Here is a 25,714-nt window from a genome sequence, read left to right on the forward strand (position 1 = left end):
AGTGACAAAACAATCTTCCATAAGAAAATTCTAATGGAATAGCTGGACGACTGCAATCATTATATTAGAAAAACTTCATGAAGTGGAGTGTGGGTAACAAATCCTAGAAGTGATTGCTGCTAATCACAAGGACGGGGCCATAAAAAAACCGCAACCAAAAGGCTGCGGTTTTTAATGATGAGACTCTATTTACTGTATGGGTTAACGATAGTTATTTACACTCACCCCAAGAACAGCTTAGAAACTGTAGTTGTACTGCACTGAGTAGTAAGTACCGTTAGAGCGGGTGTGCGCTGTAATCTCGCCTAAGATCGCACTGTTTTCTTTCACAGTGACATTCTCGCCGCGTACATAAGCCACGCCCAAGTCGACACTCGATTGTTCATTTAACTGATAGCTCAGTCCAGTGGTGTACCAGTGACGGTCAGAATCAGGAATAGACAATGAAGACAATTGATCAACGACGCCTTGATCGCTAGCCACACCCACACGAGCCGTTAAGTCTTGGCTGATATTATAAGTTGCCCCTAAGCTCAAGAACCAAGAATCCTGCCAGTGGTATGTTTTTAGGTGTTGCTGAACGGGGTTATTTTTGACTGTGATATGGTCAAAGTCGCTCCAGCTAGTCCACTGAGCCGTGTAGTGCACCGCGAAGGTGTCGGTCAACTGATGGAAACCGGCGAACTGAGCAATATCAGCCATAGGGATATCAATCTTAGCGTAGTCTTGACGATTAAAACTGATATCACCTTTTGCGCTTAAGGTTGGGCTAAAGCGATAGCTTAAACCAAATCTGTGATCCGCATTAACTTCATAGCTCATACCTAAAATAGCACCAAAGGCCCAACCATCGGCATCAACATCCACAAGGGTCACAGGCACTACACCCACATTAGCCACAGGTACGCTGCCTTTACGGGTTAAGGTGCCTTCGGCGTAAATGGCATCTATGCCAAAGCCAAAGCTGAATTCTTCATTAACACGATAGCTCATACTGGTGTTGAAATTAACAGTAAGCACTTCAGTGTTACCCAGTAGATCCACAGGAGCAGGCATAAAACCTACAGGCGTGTTGACGCCAGCATTGGCTAACGGGGTTAAGTCAGTGCCAGTGCCATAATTACTAAAAGCGGCGAAGCCAATGGCAAACTTGTCGTCGATAGGATTGATGTAGTAAAAGTTTGGAATGATCTTGCTGTCAGCGGCGCCGTGCACATCACCAAAGTTTACTGTCCCAAGGCCGGGAACTGTCTTGGTAACATCATCGACATTAACGTCGATATCAGCAAAGGTTAACCCTACAGATAGTGCTTTTTTGTCAAACAATGCCATAGCAGCAGGGTTACGTGAAAGTACTGAAGCGTTGTCAGCAATGATAGCGTCACCGGCCATAGCACGGCCGATACCGGTGGCAGATTGACTGTTTAACTGAAAGCCGGCTGACATTGCTTGAGTGCTGGCTAATGTGATGGCAGTAGCGAGGAGTGTCTTGTTAAATTTATTCATTATTATACTTATCTCTATTGTGTGAGTGACGACCTCTTTGGCTGAAGACTGCTTTTGCGGCATAGCCTTAGAGCGCTAACACTAATTTGTTCGAGGGCATCTTAAGGATGAGAGCATAGGCTAACAACTCCGACCAGTTGCATCTATTTGTTATTATTAAGTTAATTGTGGGGTATCTTTGTTCTATATTCAGGAGTTACTAATAGCTTTATGATGTAAATGTGATATATAACAATGTGTTAATCTTGGGTAGTGAGCATGGGTGAAAATGATATGGCAAGCGTTAAATATCAGAGCTTGGGGGAGAATATTTACATTTAAATACGCATTCCTATTTTGAAATGAGAAAATGGCTTTAATTCAGCTTTCTAGCCTGCAAAATTTGACCTCCGCACCATAAAACATCAATTTAATCCTCAGATACATCCACTATGGCACTCGTGTCTACAAACAAAGAAACTCGGTGAGCGAAAAATCAGCAATGGCTATAATGGAGTCTAGTTTTGTTGGGTAATTATTCCTAACAATCACAGATTTCAAATGCAGGTTCAGCTATAAATCATCACTCAAGCTTCATAAGGCGATTGCCCGAGTTGTTCACAGATAAGCAGTAGCCTAAGATCAAATTCCAATTGATGGTAATCACTGAGCATAAACTCGCACAGCTTGTAGAAGGCTTTGTTGTGCTCTTTTTCTCGCAAATGCGCCAATTCGTGAATGACGACCATACGCAATAATGGTTCTGGAATGCGTTTAAGCCTTGATGAAATACGAATTTCATTCTTGGCTTTGACCTTATTGCCTTGTACACGGTTAACAAAAGAATGTAGACCTAAGGCTTGGTGAGTTAAGGTGATTTTTTCATCATATATCACCTTGGCCAAAGGATCTGACTGGCGCATAAACTGATTTTTAAAGCCGAGTGTATAGTCATACAGGGCCTTGTCGGTGCGAACGTCGTGAATGACGGGGTGACGTGACAACAACAAACTAGCCAAGCTGTTGTCTTCGATATGCCGTTGAACTTGCTCGATAACGCTGGCGCTATAGCCATTGAGTAAGCGCATCACACCTTGTTGTGATTTAACCGCTGTGACTTGCTCGCTGGTCATTAGACTGGCGATATCTGTCGCTGGTTTTAACCCTTGGCTCGAGGCTTTTTTGGGCATGACGGGCGGCGCTGTGGGTTTCTTGGTCATAGTCATAGTCTTGGTCTTGGTCTTTAGTTTTTTGGTTTTTATTTTATTAACTGAGCTAGCTGAACTGTTTTATCAGCCATTGAGATACAAAAAGGACCACAGTGCATCACAGTAGTCCTTCTTTTTACACCTGATAAAGCACTAAAGTGCTTATCAGTGAAAGTTAGATTTTGCCGAAGATGTGACGATTGTGCTGCACATAGGCGACATCAAACGCACTTTGTTGGACGCGTTTAAGATCTAACGATTCAAAATCAACCAAAGGTGGATTGCGTTTTAGCTGCTCTTTAATGGTCACAGGTGAAATCAAATGCACAGGCAGTTCAGTTAACTGAATTGCCGCTTCTAATTTGAAGCTAGTGGCGCTACCGGCCAACTTGCCTTTCTGCTCACGCTCTATAATGGCGATTTCATCAACCTTGTAATCTTCCATTAACTTATGAAAGGTAAAGTGAAACTCACGTATGGACTCAGTGCTGGCAGACTGAGAAATACTGAATGACACCTTACGGCAGGCTGGGACGTTGAAGGTTTCACCTTCATAGGTCAATAAACTGATGATGGCTTCGCCACCTTTTAACTCTACACCACAAATTTTCATGATATTCCTACTCATTTAACTGTTGAACGGCCACGCTTAGCATGACCTTTACTATTTATTCGTCATCATTATCGATATCGGACTGAATGCTAGCATCCGTTTCGATAATCAGGCTTGGCTTAACTTTACGGCGCATCGGCGCATCTCCCACATCGACACCTGTGCTAAAGCGCTTATCACGCTTTGGCGCCGGCTTGGCATGGGGTGATTTTGCTTTAGATGCCGCCTTTGCCACACGTTTAGTGGAATTGACCTTATCTGTTTTGGCTTTCGCTTTTAGGCCGCTGAACTTGGCTTTTAGGCCGTCGATGACAGTGAACTCAAAGGTCTTGCGTAAGAAGGCTTGCACCTTGATAAAGCTATCCCAATCTTTTGGGCCCACTAAGGAGACCGCATCTCCTTTAGCGCCAGCACGACCAGTACGGCCAATACGGTGAACGTATTCTTCGGCAAATTTTGGCATATCAAAGTTAATCACTAATGACACATTGATAAGATCAAGGCCGCGAGAGGCGACATCAGTAGTGACCAGAATTTGTTTTTGACCGCGAGCAAATTGATCCATGATCTGATTGCGCGCGCCTTGATTGAGATTGCCACTTAATGCCGCAGTGGCAAAGCCTTTATCCGCCAACAAACTTGCTAAGCGCTCAGTATCGACACGGGTGGCGGTAAAGATGATGATCTGTTTGTTGGTTTCATTAGTTAACACATGCTCAAGCAAGGCTTGTTTATGATCTAAGTGATCGACCAAGATAATGCGCTGTGTAATATCGGCGTGCTCAGTGTAAGCCGCACCAATGGCAATGTGGTTGGGGCTCTTAAGTAAGGTGGCCGCAATTTCGTTAATTTCATCATGCTCTAAAGTGGCTGAGAACATCAATGTCTGACGACGCTTATGATCGGCGGCGGCATTAATGGCGGCAAGTTGAGGGGCAAAGCCCAAGTCCAACATGCGGTCAGCTTCATCTAAAATCAGTAATTCAAGGCCATTTAAGTGCAAGTGACGCTGCTGCAAGTGATCGGCAATGCGCCCAGGGGTTGCCACAATAAAGTGGGGCTCACGGCTTAAGGCTTTGGCTTGGTCGTTAAAATTCTCACCACCCAGTATGCTCACTGCCTTGTATTGAGTGTTAGCCACAAGCAACCTGAGTTGGCCGTAAACTTGCTGAGCAAGCTCGCGAGTGGGCAGCAAGATCAATACCCTAGGGTCACGCTTAGATAAGGCTTTAGTGGAGATAATCCTTTGCATAGCGGGTAGCAAGAAAGCTAACGTCTTGCCTGAGCCCGTTTTTGAAGACGCCATTAGATCTTTGCCCGTTAATGCAATGGGCAGCGCTTGTTCTTGGATGGGTGTTGGCGTGGTAATGCCTAGATGTTTCAAGCTGTCTAACAGGCGCTTATCTAATGAAAAGTCGGAAAATTGCAAAGGTTGTTCCCCTAAAAAATAATAGCCAAGCATTATAGCGGGTTCACTGAGGTATAGCCAACAACACCTGCTTTACTTATACTATTTTTCACAGCGTCATCAGGCTCGAGTCTTTGACTTTTTAATTCTGCTGTTGAAGGTTATTTAAGGAGTATAAGCTAACTATGGCACTGATTATTACTAAAAAGGCCGCAGATCTCCCTAAGCCTAAAAAACCTGTTATTGGCCTCGCTTTAGGCAGTGGGGCGGCTAAAGGCTGGGCACATATCGGTGTGCTTAATGGCCTAGCCAAACTCGGTATTTTTCCTGACAAGGTGGCAGGTTGCTCTGTGGGGGCGCTCGTGGGGGCGGCTTATGCCAATGACAATCTCGATGAAATTGAGAAGTGGGTGCGCGGGTTTTCCAGTTGGGACGTGCTGGGTTTGATGGATATACGTTGGCGTAAGGGCGGTATCATCAATGGTGAAAAAGTCTTTGAAGTGCTATCAAGCCGAGTTGGTGCTTTAAAAATTGAGCAACTAAAGCGTGCATTTGCTGCTGTGGCTACGGATCTCTATTCGGGGCAAGAAATTTGGTTTCGAGAAGGGGACTTGCGCCATGCGGTAAGGGCGTCTTGTTCTATGCCAGGCTTTTTACCTCCAGTGCAACAAGATGATCGCTGGCTGGTGGACGGCGCTGTGGTGAACCCGGTACCTGTGTCCTTGTGCCGGGCCATGGGAGTGGACTTAGTGATAGCCGTTGATCTTAATGGTCACCGCCGTGGTCAGATGATGATGTTGCCAGAACAAGTGGTCAGCCACCAAGCTGAAAAGTCTCAAACTGTGACTGAAAAGCCTCAGCTAGAGTCCGGCTTCATGGATCTTTGGGGCAAGAGTAAAGAATACTTAAGCGGCCTGACTGAAAAGTTTTCTCTAGGGGTTAATTCCCATCCTGGCATGTTGGCAGTGATGTCTCAATCCATGGACATATTAGAGCAGCGCCACAAACGGGCGCGCTTAATGGGCGATCCGCCGGACATTTGCATCGTTCCCCAAGTGTTCGATATCGGCACTATGGAGTTTCACCGTGCAGCAGAAGCCATAGCGGCAGGAGAGCAAGCGGTTGAGAACATCAGCCATTTACTCAAGGCGAGCATAGGTGATTTTGATTCGGCGCCGCAAAGATAATTAACCCATCGCTGACTTATCCTCGACATTCATGGGCCAATTTCAGGGCCCAATTTACATTTTTTTAGATTTCCTATTAAAGAGATAGGTTCGCTGCGCTGTTTATTGTCCGCTACTTACCTCCAGCCTTCGCTCGAATGATCCATCCTTTCTTCAGTGTTCAATATCATGATCTAGATCAAAGCATTACTGGATTATCTGGCGCTTAATGCACAGCATATTGTGTTTTAAATCGATTTTAAGTCTATATGTAGATTTTGACGTACTAAGCCTCATTGACGTCGCTGTAATCCTAGATAAGGACAGGAATCCGAGATAATTACTGGAGTGAGTCATGCTTGTAGTCATAAAAAGAGATGGATGTCGTACAGTATTTAATGCCGAGCGTATTCAAGAGGCCGTTATCGCGGCCATGGCATCGGCGAACAAACAAGATGTGGATTATGCCTGCACCTTGGCAGAGCAGGTTAGGCAACAAATGCAAGGCAAGCGAGAAGTCGACATACACGAGCTGCAAGATGCCGTTGAAAACTTACTCATGGCGGGCCCTTATAAAGCCGTGGCCCGCCATTATATTGAATATCGCCATGACAGAGACTTATGCCGTGAAGCCAAGAGCAAGCTCAACCAGCAGATTTTAGGCTTAGTAGAGCAAAGTGATGCAGCACTTTTGAATGAAAATGCCAATAAAGATGCCAAAGTCATCCCAACTCAACGTGATTTGTTAGCGGGCATTGTCGCCAAGCATTATGCCAAAAGCCATTTATTGCCAAAAGACGTGGTTCAAGCTCATGAGCGCGGTGAGCTGCATTATCACGACTTAGATTATGCGCCGTTTTTCCCCATGTTTAACTGCATGCTTATCGACTTAGGCGGCATGCTCACCAAGGGCTTTAAGATGGGTAATGCCGAAATTGAGCCGCCTAAATCCATAGCTACGGCGACAGCCGTTACAGCGCAAATTATCGCTCAGGTTGCCAGCCACATTTATGGCGGCACCACCATTAACCGTATCGATGAAGTATTGGCAGAATTTGTCACTAAGAGCTACCAAAAACATTTAGCGACAGGCATAGAGTGGCAAGTGGCAGACGCAGCAAAGTACGCGCTATCCCTAACAGAAAAAGAGTGTCACGATGCTTTTCAATCCCTTGAATATGAAGTAAATACCTTGCACACGGCTAACGGGCAAACCCCGTTTGTGACCTTTGGTTTTGGTTTAGGCACCTCTTGGGAGTCAAAACTCATCCAACGCTCCATGCTCAATGTGCGCCTCGAAGGCCTAGGTAAAAACCGCAAGACACCGGTATTCCCAAAGCTTGTGTTTGCCATTAAAGCGGGACTGAATCATAAGCTGGGTGACAACCACTATGACATCAAACAGCTGGCGCTTAAGTGTGCAAGCCTGAGAATGTATCCCGATATTCTTAATTTTGATCAAGTGGTTAAGGTCACAGGTTCCTTTAAAACCCCCATGGGTTGCCGCTCGTTCCTTGGCGCCTATGAAGCAAATGGCGAGCTTATCCATGAAGGTCGCAATAACTTGGGGGTGGTGAGTTTGAACTTACCGCGAATAGCTATTGAGGCTAAAGGTGATGAAGCTGCCTTTTATCAATTGCTAGATGCTCGTTTACTTGTCGCTAAAAAAGCCTTAGATAGCCGCATCAGCCGTCTCGATGGTGTAAAAGCTCGGGTTGCGCCGATCCTCTATATGGAAGGGGCTTGTGGCGTGCGCTTAAAGGCTGATGATGAGATAAGCAGTATCTTTAAACATGGTCGCGCATCCATTTCATTAGGCTTTATTGGCTTACATGAAACCATTCAGGCACTTTTTGGCCAAGAACATGTCTTTGATAGTGCTATTTTGCGAGAAAAAGCCCTTGAAATTATTCGCTATCTAAAACAAACAACAGATGCATGGAAGGCAGAAACGGGTTACGGCTTTAGTTTATACAGCACCCCAAGTGAGAACCTCTGCAGCCGCTTTTGCGAGCTCGATAGCAGTGAGTTTGGACTCATTAAAGGCGTGACAGACAAAGGCTATTACACCAATAGTTTTCATTTAGACGTTGAGAAGAAAGTTAACCCCTTCGATAAACTGGATTTTGAAATGGCCTATCCCGCTATCACCAATGGCGGCTTTATTTGTTACGGTGAATACCCCAATATGCAGCATAACTTATCGGCACTGGAGCAAGTGTGGGATTACAGTTTTAGTCGGGTGCCCTATTACGGCACCAATACCCCAATTGATGAGTGTTATGACTGCGGCTTTTTAGGTGAATTTAACTGTACCAGCAAGGGCTTTGTCTGCCCAAAATGCGGCAATCATGAGCCTAGCCGCGTGAGTGTGACTCGAAGGGTCTGTGGTTATTTAGGCAGCCCTGATGCCCGGCCCTTTAATGCGGGTAAGCAAGAAGAAGTGAAGCGCCGCGTCAAGCATTTGTGATTGAGCCTGTGACAAAAAAGGAGGGGATATGCATTACAGCGCCTACCACAGTGTCGATGTGGTCAATGGGGAAGGGACCCGTTGCACGCTATTTGTTAGTGGCTGCGAACATGCCTGCAAGGGCTGTTATAACCAAGCCACTTGGCGACTGGATGCCGGTCACTCCTATAGCCAAGGCTTGGAAGATAACATCATCAGTGATTTGCAGGATGAACGTATTATCAGACAAGGGTTGAGTTTAAGCGGTGGCGACCCATTGCATCCGCAAAACTTATCGGCGGTGCTTAAGTTAGTTAAACGAGTGAAAGCTGAGTGTCCCACTAAAAATATCTGGCTGTGGACAGGTTATCGCCTTGCTGAGCTCAATGAGTCCCAGCAGGCATTACTTCACTTTATCGATGTGCTGGTGGACGGAAAGTTTGTTCAAGCCTTGGCAGACCCATCACTTATTTGGCGCGGCAGCAGCAATCAAATTGTGCACAGATTTTCCCATCAAGATTAAAAAAGGAGTGAATGGTTTCAGTTATGGAAATGTGTTTAATAGTATGTGTCACGTTAAATTGTTAATGCTTGAACACAAACTTAAAGTGCATTATGTTATTGTTTTATAATAGATAGACTAATTTTTAGATGTTTTTTAAGGACAGTTAAGTGGTAAAAATTGCGGTAATTTATCATTCGGTAACAGGGACGACTAAACAACTAGCAAACTCAGTGACGGCAGGGGCTTCTTCAGTTGAAGGTATAGAGGTCATAGAGGTTGAAATTTTGGGGGCTGATATTATTGAAGGCCGCTTTAAAAATTTAGCATTACTTGAACAACTCAAAGACGTCGATGCGATGATTTTTGGTTCACCGACTTTTATGGGCAGTGTATCGGCACAGTTTAAAGCGTTTGCTGATGCAACCGGTGAGTTATGGGCTGAAAAAGCCTGGTCCGATAAAGTCGCAGCAGGTTTTACTATTGGCTCGAATTTGAGTGGCGATCAGTTGCATACCCTTCAGTACCTACAGATTTTTGCCAATCAGCATGGCATGTTGTGGGCAAGTTTAGATATTCCTGGCAATTGCGATCCACAGAAGCGCAACAGACTCGGTGCTCAATCTGGTTTAATTGCCCATTCAAAGGATGGAATTTTAAATGAGATAGATTTGAACACTGCACATTACTTGGGGCAACGTGTTGCCCATATCGTTAAAAAGTTTGCTAGATAAAAAGAGTATCGAGCACCTTGTGAGATACCGTATGCTTAAACTACACTTCCTAAAAATTATTTGCTTAGTTGTATTATCTTGTTGATAGGAACAGTTGGCTGCACATGCGCATTATTACAAGATCACACTAGGCGGTGTGCACTGAAGGAAGCATAAAAGTCATTAACATGGAAGGGAAGAAAATGCATGCTTTTACACTGACCCTACATACACATCTATTTGGTAAAGAGCTTCCCGATAAGGATCTTGAGAAAATAGCCATTGCGTATGCAGTGACTGTAGAGCGACTTATGAAAAAACATGGGTTGTCTAAATATTTTGATGTCAATATTAGCTGGAAACGTGGAAGTTTATTGATTTACTTAGGTTATGTTGTTCTTGAACCATCAACATGGATTGCTGCTGGTAAAATAGCAACGGTAGGGGTTACCACAACAGCAGCTTTTTTTGCAGCATACAAGCTAGCAAAAAATGGCTATGAAGAGTTCAAAAAAGATCTGAGGAATGAAATTATTAAGGAGAGTGGCGTCAACGCTAAAGCACAAAAACTCTACGAATCTGAAGCTGAGCCCCCTAAATCTTCAAATATAATACCGATAGACCGTTATAGAAAATAGTAATCTTCTCGAACTTTAATTAATCTTGTGACCTAGGGTAGCTTCCACCACTTGCTGCACCGCGAGTGCCTCTGCAAAGCTTGCTAGTCTGTGGGACTCCCCACGGAACATTTTTTCTACTTCATTAAGCTGGGTCTCTACTGAGCCTTGGTTGTGAACTGATATAGACTGCCACTGGCCATTGTCATCACCGATTAATAAACTGTCCCAATTCTGAAACCGAATGGCGCGCAGATTGCGCTGGCTATCGGAATGCTGCTGCTCTGGCTTATTCGACTCTGGCTTAAGATAAAGTGTCCATTGCACGCCTTCTTCAAGGCTTGAGTCGACTCGACCAGTTAGGCTCATCGGTAGTTTCGTGGGGGCTGCACTGACGTAATGGGCTTTTACTGAGGTCTCACTTTTTAGTGGCTTGCTGTAATCGACTTCACTGCTGAGCAAAGATTGCGGGCCAAACATACGTTGATGGATAAACACAAAGTGGGAGAACACTTCTCGCAGGAATCCCCCTTGCTCGGGGGAATCTAACCACTGGCTAGCTGCCAGCTGGATAGCCTGATATTGCTCACCGCTTAAGTGGGCTGCAGTGAGATGTTGAATTCGTGTATCAAAGATACTCAATACGTCAAAGCTTGGGTGGGCTAGGGCGCCCGCAAGAATATGTTTGCCCATGGTGCCAAGGCCAATTATCCCTAATCTGATCATTTGGTTGAATCTTCCTTAATTATTTTCCGCCTAGGATAGATAAGTCTGATGGACTATGTAAAACCATACATCTTTGTAAAAAATGACATGGCGGGCATGGGTTGCTGATTTGTTTGCTCAGCATAATGGCCATGGTTGAGTTAGGTTATTTATACTTGGTGTTAACTGTGTTTGACATTGCTCGAATAAAGATTACACTCAAGTGAAGTTAAAAATACTTAACATCAAGAAAAGGGTAGTTAACATGAGTAATAAAGATAAATTGTTCGAGTTTTTGCGCGGAGTGAGTTTTCGAGAATTCACTTTAGCGGTCGATTTTTTCATTAGCGGGTGCATTTTATACTTCTACGTGAAGAGCTTATATTATGGGACTGCGGAGCAACTTGAGTCGGCCACTTGGCTGTCAGGCCTGCTATTGGAAGTGATTATTTACTCCATCGTACTCTCAATTGTGAGTTATTTATCACTCACTTTTATCAGTGATGATGAGTTATCAAAACCTTTGGATGTGCGTGAGAAACAAATCAGTTTGGTGGGCTATAAGTACAGCGCGATTATCTTGCAAGTTGGGGTGGTGATGGCCATTTTTCAATACAATATGGCGGCTCAAAGCATTGAAGGGGTGAGGGACTTAATGCCTCATCTGCCGTTACATGTGATGGTGGTGGCTTTTTTATTGGCCGAGCTTGCCAATTATGGCGCACAAATAGTCAAAGGCCGCTCAGGAGAGATCTATGAGTAACCTCTTGGATAACTAAATGAATAACTACATTAATAACTTAATGAGCGTAATGATAAACCACGCTTTGTTCGTCACGCCCCTTAACCTGAAGCAGTGAACTCTATGCCCATAACCAACAATGTCCGCACCTTACGTTTTTTGCAGGGGGAGATGACTCAGAAGCAATTAGCCGATGTCATAGGGGTCACTCGGCAAACTGTGATGGCGATAGAGGCGAGCAAGTACTCGCCCTCCTTAGAAGTCGCCTTTAAGATTGCCGCTGTTTTTCATTTACCCTTAGAACAAGTGTTTCAATATGTCGCAGAGGACTAAATATCCCATAGGGCTTCTACCTTAATGGCTGACACTTGCATCGAGTCACAACGTGCACTCAGCTGAGATTGCAGCCGTTCATAGGCCGCACTGTGGCAGTATTGCTGATAATCCAGTGGCGAACTCCACAGGGTGCTGAGCAACAAACACCCGTCATCATCGACGCCTTGCCAAAGATTGACGCTTAAAGGGGGATGACTCAGTGCCGCAGGCGAGCGTGAAGTAGGCTTTCCCTGTTGAAGATTCTCCGTTGGCAGCATTTCTTGTTGCAAAGCGGTGTGCTTGATTGCAGCCAACTTGTTGATAAACATATCAATCTCAGTCACTCCATCGAATTGGATGATCTGTAATAATTGACTGTCACTATCACTTAGCAGGGGACCACTGCTATTTGGTTGAGTGCCATTGCTTGTGTCAATGTCGATGATGTTGAAACGCTTGACCTTGCAGCTTATGTAGCTTGCTTGCTGTTGGCTCTGCTCCAGAATGCGGTCATGTTCACGGGCCATAAATTGGCGTAAGTCTGCCTCTGACTGCCATATCCCCACTATGATGGCGTCTAGGGCTGGACTCTCTTCATTTATGTCTGGTGCCTCTAAGCTCGGGGCCGCTGAATCAATATTGTCAGCGTTAGGGTTATCCGCGGCTATTACCCAGCCGCCAAGTTGCGCGATAAAACCGTCGCAGTCCGCCATGGGCTGCCAGGCTTGTTGAGCGGCACAAAAGGCGGCGCGTTTGTCGGTTGCCACCTTGCAGCGGATAAGCTTCATTATTGTCATTTGTGTTAATCCCTTATGCTCGCCTCTTAAGTTTGCATGGGCCCGAGTTAAAGGCGTTAAGCTGATAAGTTAACACAATCCTTTACAATCTTAGCTGTGACAGATAATAATCCCAGCTCAATTTGAGCCAAACTTTTATTAGCACACATAATTAACCCAATTTGTGTTGCCGCTCATTGTGTCTAGTACACAAAAGTGTCTAGGTATTGATCTTAGGCTTCAATCCATACGTTAAGCGTTAGAGAGTGTTATGAAATTCAGTCCCCTCGTCGATGAGTTAATCCAAGCCCTGAAGGGTTTACCTGGTGTTGGCCCCAAATCTGCCCAGCGTATGGCATTCAATCTACTAGAGCGGGACCGAAAAGTCGGGCTTAAGTTAGCCGAGTCCTTAAAGAATGCCATGACAGACGTGGGTCATTGCCAATCTTGCCGCACCTTTACCGAGCAAAGCTTATGCCCCATTTGTGCTAGCCATAAGCGCGGCGCCTCAGGGGTGATTTGTGTGGTAGAAACCCCTGCCGATGTATTGGCAATAGAAGCGGGCGGGCATTTTAATGGCCGTTACTTTGTGCTCTTGGGCCACTTGTCACCGTTAGATGGTGTGGGTCCTGAAGAGCTGGGCTTAAGTTTACTGGAGCAGCATTTACAGACCCTAGACGTGACTGAACTGATTTTAGCCACTAACCCTACGGTAGAAGGCGATGCCACGGCGCATTTTATTGCCGATATGGCCCGTCGTCACAAGGTGATCATTAGCCGTATCGCCCACGGCGTTCCTGTGGGCGGTGAACTTGAGTATGTGGACAGCACCACCTTAGCCTTATCATTTAATGGCCGTATTGCCCTCTGATCTAGCATAAGTCTAACGCTGCTTAGTGTGTAAAAATCCCAGCCAAGGCTGGGATTTTTCGTTTAAATTGGGAATTTAGTTATCGTTTGAATAATATTTGACCATAAAAACACCGCGGCCCTTGAAATCACTCCCCTAAGCCCCATCTCTTGGATATCAAGGTATTTTATTAGGTTGCCCGCGGGCGGCTTAATGGTTAAACCGAATAGTTAATAGTAAATAGCTAATATCAGAGGAACTATCATGTCACAGCAAGAAACTCATGGCTTTCAAACTGAAGTAAAACAACTTCTGCAATTGATGATCCACTCTCTGTATTCGAACAAAGAAATTTTCTTACGGGAGTTGGTCTCTAATGCGGCCGATGCGGCTGATAAATTGCGTTATCTAGCCCTAACTGACGATGCCTTATATGAAGGTGACGGCGAGTTACGTGTGCGCGTAAGCACAGATAAAGAAAAGGGCACTGTGACCATTTCTGATAATGGCATAGGCATGACCCGTGACAGCGTAATTGAGCATTTAGGCACTATTGCCAAATCGGGCACAAAAGAATTCTTTAACAATCTATCCGGTGAAGCTAACAAAGATTCGCAGCTTATTGGTCAATTTGGTGTGGGTTTCTACTCTGCCTTTATCGTGGCTAAAAAAGTCACAGTGCGTACTCGCGCTGCTGGCCATCCCGCCAATGAAGGCGTGCTGTGGGAGTCAGAAGGTGAAGGTTCATTCAATGTAGAAACCATCACTAAGAACTCTCGCGGTACTGAAATTGTATTGCACCTTCGCGATGAAGAGAAAGAGTTTGCCGATGATTGGCGCCTGCGCTCTATCATCACTAAGTACTCAGATCATATCTCAGTACCTGTCGAAATGTTTGAAGCGGGCAAAGACGCACAAGAAGGCGAAGATGGCGAAACCATTGCTGCGGTTGAAGGCCAATGGAAGCCGATGAACAAGGCCACTGCCTTGTGGACGCGTAACAAGTCAGACATTAGCGATGAAGAATACCAAGAGTTTTATAAGCATATCTCTCACGATTATACCGATGCATTAAAGTGGTCGCATAATCGAGTTGAAGGCAAGCAAGAATACACCAGTCTGTTGTATATCCCAGCCAAAGCCCCATGGGACATGTGGAATCGCGATCACAAACACGGCTTAAAACTGTTTGTACAGCGCGTCTTCATCATGGATGAAGCCGAGCAGTTTTTGCCAAACTACTTGCGTTTCGTGCGTGGATTGCTGGATTCAAACGATTTACCGTTAAACGTATCTCGTGAAATATTACAAGATAATCAAGTCACTACCGCAATGCGTGTCGGCGTAACTAAGCGCGTATTGGGCATGCTTGAAAAGTTAGCCAAAGATGAGCCTGGGCAGTATCAATCATTCTGGGCTGAGTTTGGCCAAGTGTTAAAAGAAGGCCCTGCGGAAGATTTTGCTAACAAAGAACGCATTGCTGGTTTATTACGTTTTGCTTCGACCCATGAAGGCTCTGCGGCGACCACAGTGTCGTTAGAAGATTACATCAGCCGCATGAAAGAAGGCCAAGACAAGATTTACTATATCGTTGCCGACAGCCACGAAGCGGCGGCCAATAGCCCGCACCTTGAGCTACTGCGCAAGAAAGGCATCGAAGTATTATTGATGTCTGAGCGCATCGATGAATGGTTAATCAATCATTTAACTGAGTTCAAGGGCAAGAAACTGCATTCAGTCACTCGCGGTGACCTAGAACTGGGTGAACTTGAAGATGCAGCCGATAAAGAAGCTAAAGATAAAATCACCGAAGAGGCTAAAGGCTTAGTTGAGCGCATGAAAGCGGCCCTTGGCGCTAAAGTGTCAGAGGTTAAAGTGACGACTCGCTTAACCGATACCCCAGCCTGTGTGGTCGCCGGTGAAGGTGAAATGTCGACGCAAATGATTAAATTGATGCAAGCTGCGGGTCAGGCTGTGCCTGAATCTAAGCCAACATTTGAAATTAATCCAAACCATCCTTTAGTGGCACGCTTAAATGATGAAGCCGACGAGCAGTTATTTGCCGATTGGGCCAGTTTGTTACTGCAACAGGCGCAGTTGTCTGAAAAGGGCAGCCTCGCCGACCCATCGGCCTTCATCAAGTTGATGAATCAGATGTTATTGGCTAACGCTAAATAATTACGCCTGTGATAAGCGGATCTTAGACATGTAGGCTAAGGTCCGCTTTTGCGTTTATACCCGTCTCCCATTGAGGCTGAGGAAATATCATGGAACCTATTATTCGTCTCACTAAAGAAAACATTCAAGCTGTGGTGGACCAATCTGCCACTAGGCTGGTGATGCTTACTTTTTGGGCTCAGCAGCAAGCTGAAAGCGTGCAAATGCTTAACACGTTAGAGCAGATAGCCAACAGCCAGCAAGGGCGTTTTATTCTCGCCAGTGTTGATTGTGAAACTGAGATGGAAATTGCCAACTATTTTCAAATTCAGGCATTGCCAACCACCATGCTGCTGGAAAATGGTCGTCCTCTTGATGGCTTTTCCGGCGTACAAGACGCAGAGCAAGTCATGGCTATGCTAGATAAGCATCTTCCGCCCCAGTGGAAGGACGATGTGGATGAAGTCAAAACCCTCTTGGCTCAAGGTGAGTTAACGGATGCGGATCTCACAGCAATCTTAAAGCGATTAAAACAGGCTTATGAAGACTCAGGAAAACAAGCTGAAATAGCACTGTTAATGGCCGATGTTCAGTTACAACTTGGCGAGTTAACCGAGGCTAAAGTGAGCTTGGATGTGATTGGTCTTGCAGATCAAGACAGTTATTATCACAGCTTGATGGCTAAGCTTGCCTTGGCATTAGATGCCACCGACACCCCAGAAATTAGGCAGCTGCAAGAAACGGTTGCTGCCGCGCCTGATGATTTGCAAGCCGTGTTAGCACTGGCTAAAGCATTACACAAGACTAAGCGTGACGAAGAGGCCCTAGATGCCTTATTCGTTATTCTTCAAAAAGACTTAACCGCCTTAGATGGCCAAGTTAAACAAGTCTTTATGGAAATGCTCACCGCCATAGGCCAAGGCAATGCCATTGCCAATCAGTATCGCCGCAAACTTTATACCTTACTGTATTAAACACTCGATTATGCCGAGATTGGATTTAGCGTCAATCTCGGTACTTTTTTCCCTTCTAAAAAGTCGGCGGATGTGCGAAGATCGCCGCCCTAAAAAGAACATCATACCAAAGAGGACTTTCGACATGCGCATTATCCTATTGGGCGCCCCTGGTGCCGGTAAAGGCACTCAAGCTCAGTTTATTATGCAGCAATATGGCATCCCCCAAATTTCAACTGGCGATATGCTACGTGCTGCCGTGAAAGCGGGCACGCCATTAGGCTTAGAAGCGAAGAAAGTCATGGACGCAGGCCAACTTGTGTCTGATGAGCTGATCATAGGCCTAGTTAAAGAGCGTATCGCCCAAGATGATTGCGTTAAAGGCTTCTTATTAGACGGCTTCCCACGCACTATTCCTCAAGCTGACGCTATGGCGGCTAATGGTATTGAAATCGATCACGTGATTGAAATTGATGTGCCAGATGAAGAAATCGTTAAGCGCATGAGCGGTCGCCGGGTTCACTCAGGCTCTGGCCGTGTTTACCATGTGGTGTTTAATCCACCTAAAGTGGAAGGCAAAGACGATGTGACCGGTGAAGACTTGTCTATTCGCCCAGATGATGAAGAGTCAACTGTGCGTAAACGTTTAGACATTTATCATGAGCAAACTAAGCCATTAGTGGAGTACTACGGTAACGTAGCCGCACAAGGTAAGACTCAGTACAACAAGTTTGATGGTACTCAGTCTGTCGCTGCGGTCAGTGAGCAGCTTGCTAAAGTGATTGGCTAATGCAATTGGCTAATGCAATTGGCTAATAGTACTGGCGCATTTATTCGTTAAAAATGGGCTAAACTCATGCCTTATTGAACAAAAGCCTGCAATTGCAGGCTTTTTTGTTATTAGCCCAAGTATTATTGGCATACTTTTGGCTTTGTTAACTGGCTCATTTTATTTTTTGTGGTAGAATCTGCCGCCATTCGCGAGGCTAGGCCAATACAGCTCAATTTAACCTTTATCGGTTTAACTTTGACGCCCTGTTTGCGCTATTAGTTTTGTTGCTATATTTGATTATTATTCACGCCAGTTAAGTTGCATGGACGCCAACCTATGAGAGCCCAATATGAAGTTTCCCGGTCAGCGTAAGTCTAAGCATTATTTTCCTGTAAATAGTCGCGATCCTTTATTAGCCCAGCTGACTCAGCAACCTCAGCCATTCTCCACCTATGTGTGTGGCATAGATCAGACCTTAGTGGACATAGAAGCTAAAGTCGAAGACGAGCTACTCACTCGTTATGGATTACCTAAGGGTAATTCCACCTTGATAAATGATGAGCAAGCTCATGATTTATATAATGAGCTTAAGTCCAATGAGATGATAAGTGACGAATTTGCTGGTGGCACTATCGGCAATACGGTGCACAATTATTCCATTTTAGCCGACGACCGCTCTGTACTGTTTGGGGTGATGAGCCGTAACGTCATGGTGGGCAGTTACGCTTACCGCTATTTATGTAACACCTCATCGAAAGTTGACCTTAACTACCTGCAACCTGTGGATGGCCCCATAGGTCGCTGCTTTACCTTGATTTCAGATTGCGGCGAGCGCACCTTTGCTATCAGTAAAGGGGCGATGGATAAGTTGACCCCAGAATACATAGATAAAGACGTGGTACAAGGCAGTTCAGCCTTAGTGCTTACCGCGTATTTAATGCGTGCCAGTGATGGCGATGGTATTACTTCGGCCGCAATGCAGGCTATTGAATATGCAAAAGAAGCTGAAGTCCCTGTGGTACTCACCTTAGGCACGCGCTTTTTAATTCAAGAAGATCCACAATGGTGGCAGAACTTTATCAAAGAGCATGTGACCATTTTGGCCATGAATGAAGATGAAGGCGAAGCGTTGACCGGATTTAAAGATCCACTGCTTGCCAGTGAAGCCGCCCTTGAATGGTGTGACATGGTGCTCACGACAGCAGGTGCTATCGGGCTTTATACTGCGGGTTACACCGAAGATGAAGAAAAACGTGAGACCAGCCATACTTTATTGCCAGGTGCTATTCCCGAATTTAACCGCTTTGAGTTCTCGCGGCCGAAATTGAAAGCCGACTGTGAAACCCCCATCAAGGTCTATGCTCACATTTCACCTTACATGGGCGGCCCTGAGCTTATTCGCAACACTAATGGTGCTGGCGATGGCGCGTTATCGGCGTTGCTGCATGATTTATCGGCCAATACTTTCCATAAAGCCAATGTGCCAGGTTCGAGCAAACATAAACGTGATGGTCTGTGTTATTCATCATTTTCTCAAGTCTGTAAGTATGCAAATCGCGTTGCCTACGAAGTATTAGCCCAGCACAGCCCTCGTTTATCTCGCGGCTTGCCGGAGCGCGAAGACAGCTTAGAAGAGTCATACTGGGAAAGATAATTAATCCTTTAGTGAATGATTGAAATAAAAACGATAATGACGGCTCATTATCGTTTTTTTTTAAGCAATTTTTTATAGAATAGCGTCAGAGACTTAAATAAGGAGCTTGAGGGTGAAAGGGCAAATTTTACGAGAAATGAAAGTACTTAAGGCCATAGAGCCTGAGTTTGAGATAGCGCGCAGAGTCGCGTTTATTAAAGCCAAATTGATAGAAGCTCACAGCAAGACGTTAGTATTGGGTATTAGTGGCGGGGTGGACTCCTCTTTAGCTGGGCGTTTATGCCAGCTGGCAGTGAACAGCCTTAATCAAGAAAAGAGCACCGACAGCTACCAGTTTATCGCGGTGCGCCTGCCTTACCATGTGCAAAAAGATGAGCATGAAGCTCAGCTTGCCTGTCAATTTATTCAGCCCAGCAAATTGGTGACAGTCAATATTCATGATGGTGTCGTAGGGGTACACAATGCCACCCTTGCAGGCCTAGACGCGGCAGGCTTGACGCACGATAGCACTAAGGCGGATTTCATTAAGGGCAATGTCAAAGCTAGGATGCGCATGATAGCTCAATATGATATCGCGGGTCTGGTGGGCGGACTTGTGGTGGGCACAGATCACAGCGCCGAAAACATCACTGGCTTTTATACTAAATGGGGTGATGGTGCTTGTGATTTAGCGCCGTTATTTGGCCTTAATAAGCGTCAAGTACGCCAGCTGGCGGCTTTCTTGGGCGCACCACAAGTGTTAGTGGTTAAAGCACCGACGGCGGATCTGGAAGAAAATAAGCCTCAGCTTGAAGATGAAGTCGCCTTAGGACTGAGTTACGATGCAATCGATGACTTTTTAGAAGGCAAACCTGTGAGCCAAGCCGTAGAAGACAAATTAGTGGCGATTTATCTTCGCACCCAACATAAGCGCCAGCCTATTGCGACGATTTATGACTAATACCGCTATTCATTAGATAGGTGTAGCAGAGTATGGACTTGCTCAATCAAATGATTGGGGAATTGCCGATAATCGAGATAGGGCGTTAGCAGTCGAGCGCCATGGTCTTGCCAGCGCTTATTATCTGCGACTGGCAACAGCCTAATTTTACCTTGTTCATCCAAGTTACGATTCTGGTTTGTGTGGGTTATGCCGAGTAGGGTTTGTGCCTCAAGGCCACAGACTATGTGCCAATGGGCCTCGGGGTCGAGTTTAGGCGCGCGCTTGATGTGAGCTAACTGGTCACAAGACTTATAAGCGTCAGATAAAAAGTGCAATCGTCTTGAGAGTGCATTTATAGATAGTGCACTTGTAGATAGTGCACTTGTAGAGAATTCACTTACAGAGAGTGCATCTGTCGTGGTATCGACAAACAGTTTAGCTCTCAGCGCACGCCAAGCTTGGGTGCTGGGCGAGTGGCTGGCACAAAGTTTGGCCATGATGGTAAAAATTTTGCGCCAATGGTTGCCGTTAATTGCAATTAATTCATCGATTGCTGTCTCTGTGTTTACTTGCCAAGGGCTAGACACGCCGTTAGGCAGTATAGGCGGGTTGGGTAAATAAAACGCTACCTCGACGGGGCCTGGGTGGCTTTCAAAGTACAATGAGTTTAATGGGGGCACGTCAGTCATAAAGGCGGTGAGCTCAAGTGTTATTGTTAACTAGAGTTAGTGAAATCGAGCAGGAACACTTGCTCATAATAGATGGATTATGTCAGTTAATCATAGGTTTGTTCAAATTTATCAATAAACTCATCCAAGACATTCAAGGCAACTCATGCGTGCAATAGTGATAGGTTCGACAAAACATTTTTTATTTGCCTTAGGTTACGGCTTATTGGGGATTTTGGCTGCGGCTCTGTTTGGCGCCGTTTGGACGCTCAATGACAGACCGGAGCTTGAGCCTTGGCATACGACAAAGCTTAACAATGAATATCACCAACAACTGGGCTTTATTGGCTTTGATGAGTATTTGCATCTAGAACAACGCCTTTTTAGTGAACTTAACAGTTTGACTCAAGCTTGGACTTTTGAACAGACTCATTTTAACAGCGCCATTAATCGTTACGACAGTCAAAGTCTTTCATCCCCAGATCGTGCAAGCATTAACTGGAATCGCAGTTATGAATGGAAAAATGAGCACGCCGAGTTTGGGGTCATTTTAGTGCATGGTATGTCAGACTCGCCTTATGCCTTATCTCACTTTGCCGAGCACCTTAAGCCTAAGGCTCATGTTTTGGGCTTAAGATTACCCGGTCATGGCACCTTGCCCTCGGGATTAACTAGCATTACTTGGCCAGATCTTGCCAGTGCAGTAAATTTAGCCACCAAGCACATGAAACAGCAACTTAACGGAAAACCTTTGTATGTGATTGGCTTTTCCACTGGAGCGGCCCTGGCACTGAATCATGAACTTGAGAATATTGATCAAGGTAAGGACACTGACTATCAAGCTATGGTGATGCTATCCCCTGCCATAGGCCTTAAACCTATCGCCGCATTTGCTAAATGGCAAGCAAGCTTAGGCCAAGTATTAGGCCAAGATAAGTTAATGTGGAATAGCATAGAGAATGAATACGATCCTTATAAGTATCAGTCATTTGCGGTTAATGCGGGCGATGTGGTATATCAACTTTCATTGCGAAATCAACAGTTACTTAAGGGGTTTTCTGCAGATCAAAAAGCGGCGCTACCTCAGACATTGGCCTTTCAGTCTGTGGTGGATGATACAGTATCAACCCAAGCTGTGATTGAGCATTTGTACCTGGAATTAAGTAACGCTAACAATAATATTCAGGGGGAAGGGGCAACCCAAATTCAGCATGAATTAGTGTTATTTGATGTTAATCGGGCTCGGGGATATCAGCAATGGTTACTGTACGATCCACTCACCACTCTTAATTCCTTGATGTATGGCCAAGTCGAAGGATTAAATGTCGCGCTGCAAGCACCGTTAAATTTCCAGTTAACCATAGTTGAGAATACCCGTAACCTTGAAAATCCTAGGGTGTTTTACAGTAAAGTGCAGGCAAGGCAAGTTAGCACCCTAAACCCTAAGGTCGATAAGGTGCAAACGCTTGACTTATCTTGGCCAAGAGGTGTGCACTCCTTGTCTCATGTGTCGCTGCCTTATCCTGCCGATGACGCTGTTTATGGTGTCAAAAAATTTAGCGATGAAGATCTCATTGATAGCGCTGAAATTAACATAGGCGGCCACATTCATTTGGGAGAAAGGGGTATTTTCAGTATTCCAGCAGAAGATATGTTGAGGCAAAAATGGAACCCATTTTACGACTATATGTTAAGTCGTATTGATGAGCTGGTTGCACAATAACCTTAATTGGCTTGGTAAATCTCAGTGGGAAGGATTCGCTTGTTGAGGGCGCACTGAGCTTGCAATGACTCAAGTGCGCCTTAGATACTAACATTATTATCTATTACCACGCCTATTCTAGTGGGTCTTCAGCGATCACACTGACGATCACTCGATTTCGACCTTGATCTTTGGCGAGGTATAGATTGTCATCGGCAATTTTAAGCCATTTATCCAAAGACTTGTCAAAATCAGCATTGGCAGTGATAGCACCAATACTGGCACTCACAGTAAAGGTGATTTCATCTTGTGGTGAACAGATCACCATAGCTGCTAAAGCTTCTCTAAATCCATTGAGGTGCTGCTGAATGTGTAAGGCATTACTCATAGGTAAAATTAAAATAAACTCTTCCCCACCGAAGCGGGCAATAATGTCAGTGTCACGAGTAAAGTACTCTTGTAAGCAGTTAGCCACCATCTGAAGACACTCATCTCCGGCCTGATGACCATAGGTATCATTGACTTGTTTAAAGTGATCTAAGTCTAGAATTGCTATGGTGATGGCTTGACCGCTACGATGGCAATAATCCCTCAACTCGGCAAATTTATTCTCAGCATAACGGCGATTATAAAGGTCGGTTAAGGGATCTCTATCCACTAATATAAGCAGTTTTTTATTGGCCTCTTCTAGCTCTTGAGTGCGCTGGGCTACCACTTCTTCGAGTTCAAGCTGATGAGTGATCAGCTGATTTTTACTCATAGTTAACTGATGATACAGGCTATTTATTTCTATAGGGGTCCCTTCATCGAGCAACTGCTCTTTGAGCTCTTTATCGTTAAGCTGGCTAAATCTGTGGGCAATCAGCTTAAGGGGCTCAGTCAGTAGTTGGCTTATTTTTTTCGAAATGATAAAACTAAAGAATACGGATATTAACAGTAATAAGAAGCTATTAAATAACTGCTCTTGGGCGACTTCCATCAAAGGGGAGAAAGGGTCGACAACAAAGACTTGCCAGCCATTGGGCAGGCGTCTTTGAGCAAAGATGTATTCAGGGGTAAAGGCGTTAAGCTCATTAATATTGATTAAATTAAGCTGAGTATTGAAGCGCTGATGATCATCGGAATAGCGAAAATCACTCATGAGCTTAAGCTTTAAACTGCTAGATGAATAGACCAGTTTGTTGTTGCTATCAATGATGATAAGTCCCTGTTTTTCTCTGAATCGATTGTGGCTGTCTATGGAATCGAAATTTCGGAGATCTAATGAACCTTCGATGATGCCTATTGGCGTCTGTTCGCTTTTATCTGAATATTCCTTGGCGTAAAAGGGCGCACTGATGGCAACTATGGGATCATTACCAAAACCTCGTCCCATGAAGGCTGCTGACAAGTAAGTTTGTTGATGGTGAAAAGCTTGAATGAAGTATTCCCTGTCCTCGATGGAGGCCAGTTGCTTATTCTTGTTGAGTTCAGTGAATAATGCCTTTGGGGTGGCAGCGACCACTATTGCCTTCGGATCGGCAATCAACATGGTGGAGAAGCTTGGGTAATTATTGTGGATACTGCTAAGCCATGTTTGCCATTCACTTGCATTTGTTTCTGACACACTAATGAGATAGGCGGCATTCTTAACGACGTTAATGTGGTTATTCAGATATTTTTCAGTGGCCTTGGCTATGTGTTCAGCGGTTTCTTCAAGGTTTTCACTGATGAGAGTTTGCTGTTTATCAAGGGAGAAGTAGTTATACACCAGAGATGAAAAAAGTAAACTTAGGGTGATTAGCAAAGTCACGCTGTAGGTTAATTGTGAGCTAAAATGGCGCCTATGTTTGTCTTTTATCTTACCGTCAAAATTCCACAACGCTGGGATTAATATGATGCAGATGGAAGCTAAACTTGAACAAATAAGACCATTGATCACTTGCTTCATGATGGCAAACGGCATATGGCCATTAGGGCTTTCGACAAAAGCGTGCAAATAAAGATAAAGCAGGGGCCCCCCTAATAGCAACCAATAAGCGCCACTGGCGTAGAGTGCATAAATATCACGGCGTCTGGCTAAGCCTAAAAATACCGCTTCAAGGGTAAAAATTAAATACACATGGGGGCTGTCCCATACCAACATTAATCCCGTCACAGCGATAATGGCAGTGAGTAATGCATGCCAAGGGCCGAGTAAAATAGCCACAATCACAGTAAAGGTATTACCTAGCACTAGTGCAACATTGGCAAATAAGGGAATTGGAAAAAGGTTAATGAGTAAGCCAATAACACCCATAAATACGGCAAAGCCTAAGTGGCGATAATTGAACTCATTGGTGAAAGCTTGCGGCATTGGAAAAGTCAAAAATATAACGCCTTATTATTATTGTTATTTAAAGATAACCTCCTTGGCTTGTTAGCTCAAGTGCTTTGCTCTATTTTGCTCAATGTGCATGACATTACCACAAATTTTAGATTACTGGGGCGCGGGTAATTTAATCAGCCTGAAGAATTATTGCGAGAGAACCATGACTTAGCCTCTTTACAGAGGTAGTATTATGCGGATTTATTGTTTATTTTTATTGAGTTAATCCTAATCAGTCCGCTGGATAAATTAAAGATTGTGCTTTTATATTGGCGGTTTTTGGGCTAGATTGGTAACTAGTATTGCCAGTGAAATCGGCACAAGTGTAAAGAGGTAGGTGACCCTTGATTTCTGTATATTTAGTCGACGACCATGAGCTGGTTAGAACCGGCATTAGGCGCATCTTAGAAGATGAGCGTGGTATTAAAGTCGTAGGCGAAGCCCCCGATGGTGAAACTGCGGTGCAGTGGTCGCGTCATAATGAAGCCGATGTCATCTTGATGGACATGAACATGCCCGGCATGGGGGGGTTAGAAGCTACAAGAAAAATCCTTCGTTATCAACCAGATGCGAAAATTATTGTGCTGACCGTTCAAACTGAAGATCCTTTCCCAACCAAAGTGATGCAAGCCGGTGCCTCAGGCTATTTAACCAAAGGTTCGACCTCCCCAGAAGTATTGCGCGCCATTCAACAGGTCGCACGAGGCCAGCGCTATTTATCCCCAGAAATTGCCCAGCAGATGGCTCTCAGCCAATTCAGTCACACGGACGATAACCCCTTTGTTAATCTGTCTGAGCGTGAATTGCAGATCATGATGATGATCACCAGCGGTGAGAAGGTGAACGATATTTCAGAGAAACTTAATCTGAGTCCGAAAACCGTCAACAGCTATCGCTATCGTCTGTTTGCCAAACTGGGTATTGGTGGTGATGTTGAGCTTACCCGTTTAGCAATACGTTACAAGATGCTAGATACCGGCACTTTTTAAG

General features: G+C 44.9%; 23 protein-coding genes. 15 read left to right on the forward strand and 8 right to left on the reverse strand.

All coding sequences use genetic code 11. The features are described from left to right. Positions 1-237: 237 nt before the first annotated feature. The 4 genes from SDEN_RS07400 to SDEN_RS07415 all read right to left on the reverse strand — a co-directional run bounded on the left by SDEN_RS07400 (position 238) and on the right by SDEN_RS07415 (position 4,735). The gene (locus SDEN_RS07400) at positions 238-1,506 is read right to left on the reverse strand and encodes an OmpP1/FadL family transporter (protein ID WP_041405724.1); all 1,269 of its coding nucleotides are present in this window, start codon (positions 1,504-1,506) and stop codon (positions 238-240) included. Between the two features lie 566 nt (positions 1,507-2,072). Next, positions 2,073-2,573: a M48 metallopeptidase family protein gene (locus tag SDEN_RS07405; RefSeq protein WP_011495859.1), complete on the reverse strand. Its 501-nt coding sequence runs from the start codon at positions 2,571-2,573 to the stop codon at positions 2,073-2,075. Between the two features lie 295 nt (positions 2,574-2,868). Next, positions 2,869-3,306, reverse strand: a complete 438-nt coding sequence (locus tag SDEN_RS07410) for a DUF3010 family protein (RefSeq protein WP_011495860.1) — start codon at positions 3,304-3,306, stop codon at positions 2,869-2,871. A gap of 55 nt (positions 3,307-3,361) precedes the next feature. After that, positions 3,362-4,735, reverse strand: a complete 1,374-nt coding sequence (locus SDEN_RS07415) for a DEAD/DEAH box helicase (protein ID WP_041406136.1) — start codon at positions 4,733-4,735, stop codon at positions 3,362-3,364. Positions 4,736-4,899: 164 nt separating this feature from the next. Here SDEN_RS07415 and rssA point away from each other — a divergent pair, with 164 nt between their 5' ends. The 5 genes from rssA to SDEN_RS07440 all read left to right on the forward strand — a co-directional run bounded on the left by rssA (position 4,900) and on the right by SDEN_RS07440 (position 10,182). After that, positions 4,900-5,901 (forward strand): patatin-like phospholipase RssA, encoded by a 1,002-nt coding sequence (gene rssA, locus SDEN_RS07420; protein WP_011495862.1) that lies wholly within the window; start codon positions 4,900-4,902, stop codon positions 5,899-5,901. A 334-nt stretch (positions 5,902-6,235) separates the two neighbouring features. Further along, positions 6,236-8,350, forward strand: a complete 2,115-nt coding sequence (gene nrdD, locus SDEN_RS07425; RefSeq protein ID WP_011495863.1) for an anaerobic ribonucleoside-triphosphate reductase — start codon at positions 6,236-6,238, stop codon at positions 8,348-8,350. A gap of 28 nt (positions 8,351-8,378) precedes the next feature. Continuing rightward, the gene (gene nrdG / locus SDEN_RS07430; RefSeq protein ID WP_011495864.1) at positions 8,379-8,852 is read left to right on the forward strand and encodes an anaerobic ribonucleoside-triphosphate reductase-activating protein; all 474 of its coding nucleotides are present in this window, start codon (positions 8,379-8,381) and stop codon (positions 8,850-8,852) included. 149 nt (positions 8,853-9,001) lie between these two features. Then, positions 9,002-9,565, forward strand: a complete 564-nt coding sequence (locus SDEN_RS07435) for a flavodoxin family protein (protein ID WP_011495865.1) — start codon at positions 9,002-9,004, stop codon at positions 9,563-9,565. Between the two features lie 167 nt (positions 9,566-9,732). After that, on the forward strand, positions 9,733-10,182 hold the full coding sequence (locus tag SDEN_RS07440; RefSeq protein ID WP_041405725.1) for a hypothetical protein: 450 nt from the start codon (positions 9,733-9,735) through the stop codon (positions 10,180-10,182). 15 nt (positions 10,183-10,197) lie between these two features. On the opposite strand, the gene SDEN_RS07445 is transcribed toward SDEN_RS07440, so the two are convergent. Beyond that, positions 10,198-10,887 (reverse strand): hypothetical protein, encoded by a 690-nt coding sequence (locus tag SDEN_RS07445; RefSeq protein WP_011495867.1) that lies wholly within the window; start codon positions 10,885-10,887, stop codon positions 10,198-10,200. A gap of 244 nt (positions 10,888-11,131) precedes the next feature. On the opposite strand from SDEN_RS07445, the gene SDEN_RS07450 reads away from it, so the two are divergent. Together SDEN_RS07450 and SDEN_RS07455 are read left to right on the forward strand one after the other, a co-directional pair. Further along, complete coding sequence (locus SDEN_RS07450; protein ID WP_011495868.1) at positions 11,132-11,629, forward strand: hypothetical protein; 498 nt, start codon at positions 11,132-11,134, stop codon at positions 11,627-11,629. Positions 11,630-11,731: 102 nt separating this feature from the next. After that, complete coding sequence (locus tag SDEN_RS07455) at positions 11,732-11,941, forward strand: helix-turn-helix transcriptional regulator (RefSeq protein WP_011495869.1); 210 nt, start codon at positions 11,732-11,734, stop codon at positions 11,939-11,941. Here the strand turns inward: SDEN_RS07455 and SDEN_RS07460 are convergent. Beyond that, on the reverse strand, positions 11,938-12,720 hold the full coding sequence (locus tag SDEN_RS07460) for a DUF4937 domain-containing protein (RefSeq protein WP_011495870.1): 783 nt from the start codon (positions 12,718-12,720) through the stop codon (positions 11,938-11,940). The genes SDEN_RS07455 and SDEN_RS07460 overlap by 4 nt on opposite strands. A gap of 250 nt (positions 12,721-12,970) precedes the next feature. Here SDEN_RS07460 and recR point away from each other — a divergent pair, with 250 nt between their 5' ends. The 6 genes from recR (at position 12,971) to nadE (ending at position 20,025) form a co-directional block, all read left to right on the forward strand. Further along, the gene (recR, locus tag SDEN_RS07465) at positions 12,971-13,570 is read left to right on the forward strand and encodes a recombination mediator RecR (protein ID WP_011495871.1); all 600 of its coding nucleotides are present in this window, start codon (positions 12,971-12,973) and stop codon (positions 13,568-13,570) included. 243 nt (positions 13,571-13,813) lie between these two features. Then, complete coding sequence (htpG, locus tag SDEN_RS07470) at positions 13,814-15,727, forward strand: molecular chaperone HtpG (protein WP_011495872.1); 1,914 nt, start codon at positions 13,814-13,816, stop codon at positions 15,725-15,727. A gap of 89 nt (positions 15,728-15,816) precedes the next feature. Next, the gene (locus tag SDEN_RS07475) at positions 15,817-16,680 is read left to right on the forward strand and encodes a tetratricopeptide repeat protein (protein WP_011495873.1); all 864 of its coding nucleotides are present in this window, start codon (positions 15,817-15,819) and stop codon (positions 16,678-16,680) included. Positions 16,681-16,804: 124 nt separating this feature from the next. Then, complete coding sequence (gene adk, locus SDEN_RS07480) at positions 16,805-17,449, forward strand: adenylate kinase (RefSeq protein WP_011495874.1); 645 nt, start codon at positions 16,805-16,807, stop codon at positions 17,447-17,449. A 331-nt stretch (positions 17,450-17,780) separates the two neighbouring features. Continuing rightward, positions 17,781-19,085, forward strand: coding sequence for an inosine/guanosine kinase (locus SDEN_RS07485; RefSeq protein ID WP_011495875.1), 1,305 nt, complete (start codon positions 17,781-17,783; stop codon positions 19,083-19,085). A 112-nt stretch (positions 19,086-19,197) separates the two neighbouring features. Beyond that, positions 19,198-20,025: an ammonia-dependent NAD(+) synthetase gene (gene nadE / locus SDEN_RS07490; RefSeq protein ID WP_011495876.1), complete on the forward strand. Its 828-nt coding sequence runs from the start codon at positions 19,198-19,200 to the stop codon at positions 20,023-20,025. Positions 20,026-20,030: 5 nt separating this feature from the next. On the opposite strand, the gene SDEN_RS19770 is transcribed toward nadE, so the two are convergent. After that, the gene (locus tag SDEN_RS19770; protein WP_011495877.1) at positions 20,031-20,696 is read right to left on the reverse strand and encodes a DUF6942 family protein; all 666 of its coding nucleotides are present in this window, start codon (positions 20,694-20,696) and stop codon (positions 20,031-20,033) included. 145 nt (positions 20,697-20,841) lie between these two features. Here SDEN_RS19770 and SDEN_RS07500 point away from each other — a divergent pair, with 145 nt between their 5' ends. Continuing rightward, entirely contained in the window at positions 20,842-22,398 is a 1,557-nt protein-coding gene (locus SDEN_RS07500; protein ID WP_011495878.1) for an alpha/beta hydrolase, read from the forward strand. 112 nt (positions 22,399-22,510) lie between these two features. On the opposite strand, the gene SDEN_RS07505 is transcribed toward SDEN_RS07500, so the two are convergent. Next, on the reverse strand, positions 22,511-24,712 hold the full coding sequence (locus SDEN_RS07505; protein WP_011495879.1) for a sensor domain-containing diguanylate cyclase: 2,202 nt from the start codon (positions 24,710-24,712) through the stop codon (positions 22,511-22,513). A 356-nt stretch (positions 24,713-25,068) separates the two neighbouring features. On the opposite strand from SDEN_RS07505, the gene uvrY reads away from it, so the two are divergent. Then, positions 25,069-25,713, forward strand: coding sequence for a UvrY/SirA/GacA family response regulator transcription factor (gene uvrY, locus SDEN_RS07510; protein WP_011495880.1), 645 nt, complete (start codon positions 25,069-25,071; stop codon positions 25,711-25,713). Position 25,714: the final 1 nt, after the last annotated feature.

It is taken from the genome of Shewanella denitrificans OS217 (assembly GCF_000013765.1).
GTDB classification, from domain to species: domain Bacteria; phylum Pseudomonadota; class Gammaproteobacteria; order Enterobacterales; family Shewanellaceae; genus Shewanella; species Shewanella denitrificans.